General features: G+C 35.7%; 13 protein-coding genes. 4 read left to right on the forward strand and 9 right to left on the reverse strand.

Features of this window, described 5'->3' with window-relative positions:
- The first annotated feature begins 67 nt into the window (after positions 1-67).
- Both JM83_RS19600 and ltrA (JM83_RS15470) read left to right on the forward strand, forming a co-directional pair.
- Positions 68-193, forward strand: coding sequence for a hypothetical protein (locus JM83_RS19600; RefSeq protein ID WP_261376330.1), 126 nt, complete (start codon positions 68-70; stop codon positions 191-193).
- Positions 194-234: 41 nt separating this feature from the next.
- Positions 235-1494 (forward strand): group II intron reverse transcriptase/maturase, encoded by a 1260-nt coding sequence (gene ltrA, locus JM83_RS15470; RefSeq protein WP_144960768.1) that lies wholly within the window; start codon positions 235-237, stop codon positions 1492-1494.
- A gap of 75 nt (positions 1495-1569) precedes the next feature.
- On the opposite strand, the gene JM83_RS15475 is transcribed toward ltrA (JM83_RS15470), so the two are convergent.
- The 4 genes from JM83_RS15475 to JM83_RS15490 form a co-directional block, all read right to left on the reverse strand.
- The gene (locus JM83_RS15475) at positions 1570-2040 is read right to left on the reverse strand and encodes a PH domain-containing protein (RefSeq protein ID WP_144963026.1); all 471 of its coding nucleotides are present in this window, start codon (positions 2038-2040) and stop codon (positions 1570-1572) included.
- A gap of 434 nt (positions 2041-2474) precedes the next feature.
- Positions 2475-2813 (reverse strand): hypothetical protein, encoded by a 339-nt coding sequence (locus tag JM83_RS15480; RefSeq protein WP_144963027.1) that lies wholly within the window; start codon positions 2811-2813, stop codon positions 2475-2477.
- Positions 2814-3720: 907 nt separating this feature from the next.
- Entirely contained in the window at positions 3721-4023 is a 303-nt protein-coding gene (locus JM83_RS15485) for a type II toxin-antitoxin system RelE/ParE family toxin (RefSeq protein ID WP_144960809.1), read from the reverse strand.
- A complete protein-coding gene (locus JM83_RS15490) occupies positions 4023-4244 on the reverse strand; it encodes a hypothetical protein (RefSeq protein ID WP_144960811.1) in 222 nt (73 codons plus the stop codon). Before JM83_RS15490 ends, JM83_RS15485 begins: the two co-directional genes overlap by 1 nt.
- Positions 4245-5600: 1356 nt before the next feature.
- On the opposite strand from JM83_RS15490, the gene JM83_RS19605 reads away from it, so the two are divergent.
- Both JM83_RS19605 and ltrA (JM83_RS15495) read left to right on the forward strand, forming a co-directional pair.
- Positions 5601-5726: a hypothetical protein gene (locus JM83_RS19605; RefSeq protein ID WP_261376330.1), complete on the forward strand. Its 126-nt coding sequence runs from the start codon at positions 5601-5603 to the stop codon at positions 5724-5726.
- A 41-nt stretch (positions 5727-5767) separates the two neighbouring features.
- Positions 5768-7027: a group II intron reverse transcriptase/maturase gene (gene ltrA / locus JM83_RS15495; protein ID WP_144960768.1), complete on the forward strand. Its 1260-nt coding sequence runs from the start codon at positions 5768-5770 to the stop codon at positions 7025-7027.
- Between the two features lie 203 nt (positions 7028-7230).
- Here ltrA (JM83_RS15495) and JM83_RS15500 read toward each other — a convergent pair whose 3' ends face one another.
- The 5 genes from JM83_RS15500 to JM83_RS15520 all read right to left on the reverse strand — a co-directional run bounded on the left by JM83_RS15500 (position 7231) and on the right by JM83_RS15520 (position 11615).
- Positions 7231-8286 carry a hypothetical protein gene (locus JM83_RS15500; RefSeq protein ID WP_261376717.1) on the reverse strand — a complete coding sequence of 352 codons (1056 nt, stop codon included), beginning with the start codon at positions 8284-8286 and terminating at the stop codon, positions 7231-7233.
- Entirely contained in the window at positions 8286-9650 is a 1365-nt protein-coding gene (locus JM83_RS15505; protein ID WP_144963028.1) for a DNA cytosine methyltransferase, read from the reverse strand. Before JM83_RS15505 ends, JM83_RS15500 begins: the two co-directional genes overlap by 1 nt.
- 2 nt (positions 9651-9652) lie before the next feature.
- A complete protein-coding gene (locus tag JM83_RS15510; protein ID WP_144963029.1) occupies positions 9653-9961 on the reverse strand; it encodes a helix-turn-helix domain-containing protein in 309 nt (102 codons plus the stop codon).
- Between the two features lie 980 nt (positions 9962-10941).
- Positions 10942-11364 carry a type II toxin-antitoxin system VapC family toxin gene (locus JM83_RS15515; RefSeq protein ID WP_144963030.1) on the reverse strand — a complete coding sequence of 141 codons (423 nt, stop codon included), beginning with the start codon at positions 11362-11364 and terminating at the stop codon, positions 10942-10944.
- Positions 11364-11615 (reverse strand): DUF6364 family protein, encoded by a 252-nt coding sequence (locus tag JM83_RS15520; protein WP_144963031.1) that lies wholly within the window; start codon positions 11613-11615, stop codon positions 11364-11366. Before JM83_RS15520 ends, JM83_RS15515 begins: the two co-directional genes overlap by 1 nt.
- Positions 11616-11840: the final 225 nt, after the last annotated feature.

Here is an 11840-nt window from a genome sequence, read left to right on the forward strand (position 1 = left end):
AAGTGGCAATCGGCATAAAGAGGGCAGGAGCTTTACTTACGGCTCAATTACGGAACAGGAGAAGCTAATGGCAGGTGCGAAAATTCCACAACCCCGAAGGGCAAGGAAGAAATTAGCCATACGTGCCATTAGTGACGGATTATCCCGTAGTAGCGATGAGCATCCTGTAATGGGATGGGAGCGAAGGGGCTGACTTAACAGTTTTAACTTGTATTACAACTAATGTAGATTAGGATGATTTTCAAAGAGAAACAAAAGTCGCAACCGATAGATAAGCGACAGGTAATGGAAGCCTTTAAGAAGGTACGCAGTAACAAGGGTGCATCGGGTGTCGATAAAGTATCGATTTCCGAAGTGTCCGCTCGCCCTATGAAATACCTTTATCCCGTATGGAACAGGTTAGCGAGTGGAAGTTACTTTCCCAAGCCCGTTCGCGAAGTAGAAATACCCAAAGCAGATGGCAGGATACGGAAACTGGGCATCCCGACGGTACAAGACCGAACGGCTCAAATGGTAATTAGAGAGGAGCTGGAGCAGCTTGCAGATAAGCGGTTCAGCAAAAGTTCCTTTGGCTATCGACCGAACAAATCGGCGCACCAAGCCATAAAGCAATGCAGGGAAAACTGTATGGCGATGGATTGGGCAATAGATTTGGACATCAAGAGTTTTTTTGATGAGATAGACCACGATTTAATGCTCAAAGCATTGGGTCACTTTACCAAAGAGAAGCACATTCACTTGTACGTGACACGTTGGTTAAAAGCCAGTGTCCAAAAGAAAGATGGGAGTGTTCATCCCCGTAGCAAAGGCACACCACAGGGAGGTGTTATAAGCCCATTATTGGCAAACATTTTCCTAGACGTTGTTTTTGACAAATGGATTGAACAGCACCATCCCGAAGTAAAGTTTGAACGATATGCAGATGATATTATCATCCATTGTGCAAACTTCAAACAAGCCCTGCGGACTTTGGAAGCGGTAAAAGCCAGATTTGAGCAATGCAAGTTGCAGATAAAGAAAGGCAAGAGCAATATTGTTTATTGCAAGCGCAACCAAAAGAAGCACCCACCGTTCAAGGTCCACTATGTAACCTTCAGTTTTTTAGGTTTTACATTCAAACCAAGAATGGTAAAGGGCTACTACGGGAACTTTCATTTGGGTTTCACGCCCGCCATCAGCCGCCAAAGTCAAAAGCGAATCAATCAAACCTTGTTCAAGATGAAACTGCACCGTATGGTTCACTTGCGCCTGCCCGATTTGGCAGGCATTATAGCGAACAAAGTACGAGGGTGGATTCATTATTACGGCAAGGTGCGAATGAGCGAACTACATTATGTGTTCCGCTTTTTGAATATGCGACTGGCTAAATGGGTACGCAACAAATATCGGCGATTTAGGCGTAAACATTGGTTCTTTGCCTACAAATGGTTACAGGAGACTGCCAAGCAGTTTCCCAATCTATTTGTGCATTGGCAATATGGTTTTACGCCTTAGACTTGTTAAGAAGAGCCGTATGATGTGAGAGCATCACGTACGGTTCTGAGAGAGGTTTAGGGGTGCAATTCCCCTTTACCTACTCGACTTTATCTCAGTCACTAATTGGTCGGATCTTTCTGAACTCAATATATACTTATTGTTTTTCGTTGTAATTCGAATCATATTCCTTCTATCTTTTACTAAGCTAATAGAATTGTCCATCGTATTTCCGATGAATCCGAAAACCCCTTTACTTCCATAAGTCATTGTCAAATTCGAAAATTCTAATTTCTCAACATTAAGTATATCGGTCATTGGAATTTCAATTTGTCCGATGTTTTTCTTTAATATGATTATTTTCTTTTCGAGTATTATCTTATCCAAGGAATTAGCATAAAAATAAATTACAGATCCTATAATCAGCAGACTCAAAATAACTCCACCGATCAATCCGAAACTTTTATCCATCGTAACTAAAATCAGTACGACTAATGTCAGTAAAATTAGAATACTTATTGTCGCAATTTTAACAAACACGGAACTTTTACTTAAATAGATGTTCATTTTTCTCCTTTTTTTTAATGCTCTACAACGGTCTTGTTTAACGCAAGTGGCGTGGAGTAAGTACGCGAACTTGTCGGTTTTGTTGTTTGTTACTTGGTCTCTAAAATAACACTTTTCAATCGAATGCCCGCTATTTGCTGTTAAACGATGTTGTGCACAGTACAATTGAAATTAATTATTTCTTTATATAACTATGAAAATGCATCAAAATTTTATATTGCATTATAAGTAATTTGATTTTTGGATAGTCATATTATTTGGATATCAGAATTAATTTTACAATAAAGTCTTAACAGAGCAATTTTTATACTGTTTTGAGTTGAAAATAAATAAGTGGACAAATCTAATCTGATTTGCCCACTTGTTGTAGATCTTTTGAATGATAAATATTTAAAATTTTTATACGTGTTACAAATCAATTTTTTTTATCATTTCTATTGCTCCGTTATAATTATTGGTTCTTGCTCTGTAATTTCTATTACTGCATTATGTGATCTTTGTTCAGTAATGGTTATTGGCTCTTGTTCTACGATTTCTATTATTGCCTCGTTTGATTTCTGTTTAGTATAAGTTATTGGCTGTTGTTCTACAATCTCAATTACTTCGTAATTTGATTTCTGCTCAGTAATAGTTATTGGTTCTTGCTCTACGATTTCAATTGCTACATTATTTAATTTCTGTTCAGTAATAATGTTTTCGTTAGAATCAACGTTCTCCGAACACGAGTAAAGTAAAAATCCAAGTAATGCTAAAAAAATTGTTTGCTTTTTCATAATTTATTGATTTTTAAAGCAATATAATAAAATTATCTCAATTAGTATATGTTTTAGTTAAGTTATTGAATGGAGCATTTTGTTTATGTATTGTGCACAACGGTCTTGTTTAACGCAAGTGGCGTGGAGTAGGGACACGTTTTTGTCGGCTTTGTTGTTTTCTTTTTGCTCTCTAAAATAACGCTTTTCAGCACAATGCCCGACATTTGCTGTTAAACGATGTTGCTAACAGGAAAAACTCCACCATTGATGTTTTGAAAACCTTAACAAATTAGCTCAATTTTTGTTTTTATCGATCATTTTTTAAAAGTTTTTGTGAGTTTAGGAAGCGTTTTTTTTACTTTCTAAAAATAATCTTTCTCCATTTTTTCAATATTTGGATCCGAGTAGAATCAGTTTTTAAAGTTCAAAATTCTCATTTTTAGATTTCCTTCTTTTTTTTATCTTTTAAAAGTTGTTTTCTTAAATTTAATTTTTCTTTGAAATAGTCGGGGTAATTTTGTCAATTATCGAGAAACTTTATTTGATTTTTTTCTTAATAGTGAAGTGAAATTATCATTTTGGAACAGTCCGCTTTTTTTGTCATTTATCATGCAATTTTAAATGAAAACATTCTTGTTTTTTATGAATCGGAGCAGGATTTTTTCATGAAAGTTTTAGTTAGCAAACAACTGCTCATTTTGTCAATTTTTAGTACTTATATTTTTTTTCGGTCTCTTTTTTCCTTTTCTTCTAAATAAAAAATCATTCATTTTTTCTTGTTTGCAACGGTCTCGTATATCGACAAGTGGCGCGGAATTATGGATGCGGATTTGTCGGCTTAACTGTTTTGTTTGTTATGGAAACTAATTTAGTACTTTTCTATTAAACCCGCCATTTGCGATATACGTTGTTATACCGCGTTAAATTACAAATCTCTCTTTAATTTTTCGGGATCTTTTCTGGTGTCAAATATTGTAACAATATTTATTTTTTCTTCGTTGAAACTATAAAATAGAGTTGTCTGTTTTGTTATTACACATCTTCTTAACCCCTTTTCTTTTGTGGATTCCGGGAATATTTCTGGTTGCTCTTTTATGATTTCAATATTTCTATCTAATTTTTGAACGAACTCAGATTTTACTTTGTAAGACCATTTTTTAATCAAATATTCAAATAGGTCTTCTAGTTTTTCTTTCGCAATATCTGATGTAACTACAGTTCTACTCATTATCTATGTTTGGCCATAAATGATTCGTAGTCAGTGGTTTTTCCTTGTTCTATTTGTTTCCTTGCTTCTTTTATTTCCTTTTTTTGGTCAGAAGATAAATCCTCCCAAAAATCGGTAGTTTTTTCTTTTTTAAAAATTTGTTGAATAGACTTAATGATCTTAGGATTATCAGTATTTAATAACAATTTTGCCAACTCTATCTTTTCAGCTTGAATATTCATAAGCAAGTCATTTCTAACAAAAATAATGAATATTAAATAAATTTAAGTTCAATTCTCACTGTTTTTAATGCGGTATAACGGTCTTGTTTAACGCAAGTGGCGTGGGGTTGGGACGCGAACTTGTCGGTTTTGTTGTTTGTTAATTGGTCTCTAAAATAACGCTTTTCACCAGAATGCCCGCTATTTGCTGTTAAACGATGTTGCATACCGTTGTGATGTTCAGATTTTGTTGTTTTGTTGTCAATCTTTTTTTGTTGTTTTTGTTCTTTTCTGGATCTCGAATTAACTTTTCACGTTCTCGAGTAAGAATCAGTTTTTAAGTTTTTGTTCTTAATCCTTTTTATCATTTTTACGTTTGAGTGAAAGTTAGAATTATAAATCTAAGAGCATTCAAATTCTCCCTTTTTCGCACCTTTAAATTTTAGCAATTTTTATCTAAAGACCTTTAAAATTTTCATTTTTCACGTTTGAGTAAGAAATTCAGCGTCCTGCATTTAAAAATTATTGATTATCAGTTCAAATTTTCAATTCTAATTTTCTCATTTTCGAAAGGATCCGCTCACTGATTTTAAGGGCATCCAATTTTCCCATTTTTTATCCTTGTCAACTTTTCCATAAAACTCGCGCTTGAGTGGTTTTTGTTTTACTAAAATCTTGAAAAAGTCAGCGCAACAGTTGCGAAAGAGTGTTTTTTTTCATTCAGATTTGCCGTTATTTTTTTGCGTTTTTCATTCTGAGTAATGCTTTGCAACGGTCTTGTATATGAAAAGTAGCGGATTTTACGCACGAACTTTTCGGTTTAACACAGACCATTTTTTATACTAACTTACTTTTGTTTCAGCACCAAAACCGCTATTTTTTATATACGTTGTTGTGTTTTCGTAGTGTGTCCTGTGTTGCTTCGGGATACAATTTAAGTAAAATTGAGGAGCAACAAAACTGTAATTGAGATGAGAGTCTCATAATTTTCTGGAAACGACCCCGGCATTTGTTTCGGGTGGAAACACGCAAGAAGATTTTGGGGATTGGTCTCTCGGCTGGGATGTTTAGGCATACCGGTCAAACCGCCTTATGGGGCTTACCTTTCACGGGTTGGTCTTGAGCGATAAGGTCAAAGGCGCTACTGCCACTTGTAGGGTAATGTAGTTTGCTATGGTGGGGGTAAAGAAGCTGAACGAGATGTGAGTGAACCCTTGTAGAAGTGTCGTAAACAACTTTAGTATTGTCAAAATCGAGGGATGGGCGGTCCCGAGAGACAGGACTTGACGGGAGTAACCTATTTACTGGTCAAGTGGCAATCGGCATAAAGAGGGCAGGAGCTTTACTTACGGCTCAATTACGGAACAGGAGAAGCTAATGGCAGGTGCGAAAATTCCACAACCCCGAAGGGCAAGGAAGAAATTAGCCATACGTGCCATTAGTGACGGATTATCCCGTAGTAGCGATGAGCATCCTGTAATGGGATGGGAGCGAAGGGGCTGACTTAACAGTTTTAACTTGTATTACAACTAATGTAGATTAGGATGATTTTCAAAGAGAAACAAAAGTCGCAACCGATAGATAAGCGACAGGTAATGGAAGCCTTTAAGAAGGTACGCAGTAACAAGGGTGCATCGGGTGTCGATAAAGTATCGATTTCCGAAGTGTCCGCTCGCCCTATGAAATACCTTTATCCCGTATGGAACAGGTTAGCGAGTGGAAGTTACTTTCCCAAGCCCGTTCGCGAAGTAGAAATACCCAAAGCAGATGGCAGGATACGGAAACTGGGCATCCCGACGGTACAAGACCGAACGGCTCAAATGGTAATTAGAGAGGAGCTGGAGCAGCTTGCAGATAAGCGGTTCAGCAAAAGTTCCTTTGGCTATCGACCGAACAAATCGGCGCACCAAGCCATAAAGCAATGCAGGGAAAACTGTATGGCGATGGATTGGGCAATAGATTTGGACATCAAGAGTTTTTTTGATGAGATAGACCACGATTTAATGCTCAAAGCATTGGGTCACTTTACCAAAGAGAAGCACATTCACTTGTACGTGACACGTTGGTTAAAAGCCAGTGTCCAAAAGAAAGATGGGAGTGTTCATCCCCGTAGCAAAGGCACACCACAGGGAGGTGTTATAAGCCCATTATTGGCAAACATTTTCCTAGACGTTGTTTTTGACAAATGGATTGAACAGCACCATCCCGAAGTAAAGTTTGAACGATATGCAGATGATATTATCATCCATTGTGCAAACTTCAAACAAGCCCTGCGGACTTTGGAAGCGGTAAAAGCCAGATTTGAGCAATGCAAGTTGCAGATAAAGAAAGGCAAGAGCAATATTGTTTATTGCAAGCGCAACCAAAAGAAGCACCCACCGTTCAAGGTCCACTATGTAACCTTCAGTTTTTTAGGTTTTACATTCAAACCAAGAATGGTAAAGGGCTACTACGGGAACTTTCATTTGGGTTTCACGCCCGCCATCAGCCGCCAAAGTCAAAAGCGAATCAATCAAACCTTGTTCAAGATGAAACTGCACCGTATGGTTCACTTGCGCCTGCCCGATTTGGCAGGCATTATAGCGAACAAAGTACGAGGGTGGATTCATTATTACGGCAAGGTGCGAATGAGCGAACTACATTATGTGTTCCGCTTTTTGAATATGCGACTGGCTAAATGGGTACGCAACAAATATCGGCGATTTAGGCGTAAACATTGGTTCTTTGCCTACAAATGGTTACAGGAGACTGCCAAGCAGTTTCCCAATCTATTTGTGCATTGGCAATATGGTTTTACGCCTTAGACTTGTTAAGAAGAGCCGTATGATGTGAGAGCATCACGTACGGTTCTGAGAGAGGTTTAGGGGTGCAATTCCCCTTTACCTACTCGACCTTTTTTCCGCAAACTTGCTAGCGTTGGCAAAGACATACTCTTTTGCAATTTTGGGCTTGTGTGTTGGCTTTGGCGAATTGCAAATGTGTATGGCTTTAAGCGTTGGCATATCCGTCAGAGTATTAATTCCGTTAACATTTGTTTTATGTCCAAATGTTTTGCTCCTTGAACTGACTTTGAGTTCATTCCAACCAACTCAATCCAATCCATAATTTTTTTCTTTTCAGTCGTTTTTTCATTCCAGTATTCAGTCAATTCAATTGCTGAAGTGTTAATCAAAATTTCCAAAACAGAATCTATATTATCAAACAGCTTTATAAATACTCTAGGAATGTTTTTATACGTTTTGTTTTTAATCAAATAATTGGCTTTTCCGCCAGCAGTAAATAAATCCCTTACATTCGGACAAACGACAGCCTCTCGCGTTACAAGCCATATTGCAAGTCGAGCAAATTTATCTCCTCGGTTACTGAAAACCTCTGGAAAATATACCATTGCTCTGTTTTTAATCTCTTGCTTTTCTTTTAGGCTTAAATTATTCCAAATATTGATGACTAGATTACTTGCTTTCTCTGTGTCTTGAATCCACCACAAATCTTGTCCTGGTTTTAATTTACTTTTGTAGTAATCCGTAATTGGTTTAATTGGGTTTTTCTTTTGACGTAAGGTATCATAAGAAGTATTGATTTTATCAAAAATCGTTTTACCTTCTTCCAAGTTCATATCGATTAAATATCTTGGTGAATGAGTAACAACGACTTCCGATAAACATTCTTCGTAAGCACGACATCTAAATTCAATCGGTTTTCCAAGCTTACCGAAAAGCATAAAAATTCGCTCGACATCTTCAACCCTTGTAGATTCTAAAACGCTATTTCCAGTTGTTTTCCAATGATTTTGAGTTGTGGTTTTGACTTCTATTCCGTAAAATTTTTTTGCAACAATGTCAGGGAATTTTTGACCTCCAATTACTTGAATTGAGTTTTCAAAAGCTGTACCAACTGCCAATTCAGTCATTATATTACCGACATATGGCTCTAGTTTGTTACCTCTTAATTGCTCAATTTTTTTCGGTGATTTCTTTGCGTGAGCATTTAATTCTGTGATTGTTGAATTTAATAAAGTGTTGAACTCACTTTTGTGTGGTTCTGAATTGACGGATACTACCATTATTTTTTAAAATATAAATCCCAAACATTTTCTATTCTCTTTGCCAAATTGTATGCGAGTAGTGGTGGAACAGCATTACCAATTACTTTGTACGCTTTTGAAGGGCTTACTAAATATGAACCTTTATGACCTTGTTTGTTTGCGATTACAAATTCATAATCAGGTGGAAAAGTTTGAATTAAAGCACATTCCCTTGGTGTCAAACGTCTTTCTTTAAGTCCTTTGGAAAGTTCATCTGTTAAAATTCCTCCGTTTTTTTTCGATAGTCTTCTAAACTCTATATTTCCGTGATGTTCTGCTCTAATTGTTGGACTTATTCCATCTGGCTTAATTTCTATTTGTCCTTGGCAATGTTTACCCATAAATTTTGCTTTCGAGTAAAATTGTTGAGATAAATCTTTCGATTTTTCAGGTTCTTCTATTTTCTCAAAAAGCTCTTTTAAATCTACGTGACGTTTTAAATCTTCTCCATCTGTTGTGTAGGCATGAGTTGGTTTTGGATACGGATTGTATTTGTCTGAAATACTTTCTTTTTCCAATTGTTCAAGTGCAGATTTGTTTAATGCTGATTTCTTAATACCTATAAAGAAAACTCGTTCTCTTGATTGCGGAACACCATAATCTGCTGCGTGTAAAACACGAGGATTCAAAACCAAATAACCATTATCTCCAGCAGTAGAAAAATCACTTTGAATAATATCTTTTACATTTGAAAGATTAACCAAACCTTTTACATTTTCTGCAATGAAAATTTTTGGTTGAGTTATTTCAATGACTTGTTTCATCCACATATAAAGTTGACCACGAGTTTCTTCGGTCGCACAAGTTTCGGTGTTTAGTTCTCCTTTATGATTTTTATGTGAATTAAATCCGTTTCTTTTTCCAGCAACACTAAAATCTTGACAAGGAAAGCCACCAGTCACAATGTCTATATTTTTAGGAAAAACCTTTGTTCCGCTTTGATGCAGTTTTACCAAATCAACAATGCTGTCTGTTTGGTAATCTTCTGCATTGTGTCCTCTTTTTGAAAAGTAGTTTACCCAAGCGTTTCTTGCATCTTTCAAAATATCATTTGCAAAAACTGTTTTAAAACGTGTTTTTGAAAGGTTTACAAAGTTGTTTTCAAGTTCTTCCTTTATGAAATTAGGGTTTAAAATTTCGTTTACAGATGATTTTAAAACTGAAAAATTGCCCTCAAAACCTAAATCCATTCCACCACAACCAGAAAATAGGGAAAGCATATTTAAAGTAGATTTATCTACTTTATTTTCTTTTTTCTTTTTTTCTTTTGTGTAGAATTTTACAGCCAATTGAGGTTCCTCAACTACGCTTGTATTTTCTGTATCAGTCGTTAATGTTCGCATAGTTAGTTTTGAATTGGGTGTGATTTTAAATATTTGATTTTTTTCTCTGCAACTTTTAGCACTTTACTTGCACAATCTTCGTCTGCAATTTCATAGGCAATTTTGTCACTTATAAATTGTATCAACAACTCGTCTTTGTCGAGTTTTAGTATTTCTGCAAGTTTGTCCAACATTTCTTTTGTCGGTTTTCGCTCGTTTCTTTCGATTTTGCTCAATATAGCTTGGTCGATATCAACATAGGCAGAAACTTGCCTTAAAAGAAGTCCGAGAGTCTGTCTTTTATTCCGTAAAATTTGTCCGATTGTTTCCATTTGAAAATTATTACTTGACAATAAGTGTCAAATATAGCTTGTCAAATTTTGGAAAACAAGAAATTCCGATTGTATTTTTTCGAGCGTTGGGAAATTTTAGCTCTTTTGGTTTTTAGAGCGTTGGAATTGAGCGTTGGCAAAAACCGAAAGTGCTAAAATATGCGGCTGGTTAGTATGAAACACAACGGTCTTGTTTAACGCAAGTGGCGTGGAATGGGGACGCGAACTTGTCGGCTTTGTTGTTTTTTCCTTGGTCTCTAAAATAGCACTTTTCACCAGAATGCCCGCCATTTGCTGTTAAACGATGTTGCACCGCGTAGCGATCCTCGGAATATGTTGTTTTGTTGCCAGCCTTTTTAAGTCATTTTGTTCTTTTCCAAATCTTGATTTTATTTTCACGTCCGAACAAGAGCCAGTTTTTTAATTTTTTTGTTCTTGATTATTTTTGTCATTTTTCACGTCTTGGTTATTGTCAGAGTGGTAAATCTAAAGCTATTCATTTTATCCATTTTTCATGCTTGAGTAAAAGTCGGAATAATAAGCTGAATGCATCTATTTTTATTTTTTTTTACGCCCGAATAAAAGTTTACGTACAGATTTTAAAAATTCTCGAGTATTTCTTCTTCTTTTCATTTATTCTTTATCTAATCAAAATCCGCGGACTGATTTTAAGAGCATCCAATTTTCACGTTTTTCATCTTTTTAAATTTTTCCCGTAAACCTTGCGGTTGAGTGGTTTTTCTTTTAACTAAAATCTTGAAAAAGTCAACGCAACAGTTGCGGGAGATTGGTTTTTATCAATTAAAACTTCAAATATGTTCTTTACGAGATTTTGTTTCCGAGCTATGCGTTGCAACGGTCTCGTATATCGACAAGTGGCGCGGAATTATGGATGCGGATTTGTCGGCTTAACGTTTTTGTTTGTTATGGAAACTAATTTAGTTCTTTTCTACGAAACCCGCCATTTGCGATATACGTTGTTAGCTACTGGCGGTTCCACGTAAATATGTTTCAGGAGTCATTACTGCCAATTCACTCTTTTTGTAGTCTTTAATATTTCTAGTTAAGACAATGCTTATTTTACCATTTTTGAGTGCCGAATAATTTTGCAGTGCATCCTCAAAATCTTTGAAATCTGAGTTTAATGAATCAAGAACAACCTCCTTATCAATTTGCAATACATCTACTATTGTCAAAAGTTGTTTAATCTTTTCAATTACTATTTCGTGTTTTGCCGTTTTTCTTAATAAATAGTAAGTGTTACAAATTATTACAGGAGTTGTAAATCCTTTTAATTTATTTTCTTCGCATAAGTTCAAAATATCTGTTGCAAATTCTGAAAATGGTTCTCTGTCAAAGAAGAAATCTAAAATGACATCAGTATCAATAAGAACGTTTTCCATTATTTATATTTTTCTTCTAAGCGATTTCTAAGTTCTTTTTTGTAGTCCATGTTTTTAGACATTTTAAATGATCCTTTTAAAGATTTCACTACAGGATTGAGTCTTTTATCCTTTTGTTTTTGTTCTTCTTTTGTAAGAACTTTTAAATAGTTTTCAATAATATCTGAAAGGCTACGATTTTTTTCTTTCGCGTAATCTTTTGCCCTTTTTATAATTTCTTGTTCTATCGTCAATGTGAGTTTAGTATTCATCACTTTTGAATTGAAAGTTATAAATACAAATATAATGAAGAATTTAGTTCACACGTGTTATTTTTTAATTATTTGCACGATTTTGTAATCCGCTTGTAGCTAACGGTCTTGTTTAACGCAAGTGGCGTGGGGTAAGGACGCGAACTTGTCGGCTTTGTTGTTTTTTACTTGGTCTCTAAAATAACACTTTTCACTGGAATGCCCGCTATTTGCTGTTAAACGATG

The organism is Gillisia sp. Hel_I_86 (assembly GCF_007827275.1).
In the GTDB taxonomy this organism is placed as follows: domain Bacteria; phylum Bacteroidota; class Bacteroidia; order Flavobacteriales; family Flavobacteriaceae; genus Gillisia.

Excerpts from the sequence above, each read along its gene's own strand:
- JM83_RS19605 (WP_261376330.1), top strand. The coding sequence starts at position 5,601 with ATGGCAGGTGCGAAAATTCCACAACCCCGAAGGGCAAGGAAGAAATTA.
- JM83_RS15515 (WP_144963030.1), bottom strand. The coding sequence starts at position 11,364 with ATGGAAAACGTTCTTATTGATACTGATGTCATTTTAGATTTCTTCTTT.
- JM83_RS19600 (WP_261376330.1), top strand. The coding sequence starts at position 68 with ATGGCAGGTGCGAAAATTCCACAACCCCGAAGGGCAAGGAAGAAATTA.
- ltrA (WP_144960768.1), top strand. The coding sequence starts at position 235 with ATGATTTTCAAAGAGAAACAAAAGTCGCAACCGATAGATAAGCGACAG.
- JM83_RS15480 (WP_144963027.1), bottom strand. The coding sequence starts at position 2,813 with ATGAAAAAGCAAACAATTTTTTTAGCATTACTTGGATTTTTACTTTAC.
- ltrA (WP_144960768.1), top strand. The coding sequence starts at position 5,768 with ATGATTTTCAAAGAGAAACAAAAGTCGCAACCGATAGATAAGCGACAG.
- JM83_RS15510 (WP_144963029.1), bottom strand. The coding sequence starts at position 9,961 with ATGGAAACAATCGGACAAATTTTACGGAATAAAAGACAGACTCTCGGA.
- JM83_RS15490 (WP_144960811.1), bottom strand. The coding sequence starts at position 4,244 with ATGAATATTCAAGCTGAAAAGATAGAGTTGGCAAAATTGTTATTAAAT.
- JM83_RS15500 (WP_261376717.1), bottom strand. The coding sequence starts at position 8,286 with ATGGTAGTATCCGTCAATTCAGAACCACACAAAAGTGAGTTCAACACT.
- JM83_RS15505 (WP_144963028.1), bottom strand. The coding sequence starts at position 9,650 with ATGCGAACATTAACGACTGATACAGAAAATACAAGCGTAGTTGAGGAA.
- JM83_RS15475 (WP_144963026.1), bottom strand. The coding sequence starts at position 2,040 with ATGAACATCTATTTAAGTAAAAGTTCCGTGTTTGTTAAAATTGCGACA.
- JM83_RS15520 (WP_144963031.1), bottom strand. The coding sequence starts at position 11,615 with ATGAATACTAAACTCACATTGACGATAGAACAAGAAATTATAAAAAGG.
- JM83_RS15485 (WP_144960809.1), bottom strand. The coding sequence starts at position 4,023 with ATGAGTAGAACTGTAGTTACATCAGATATTGCGAAAGAAAAACTAGAA.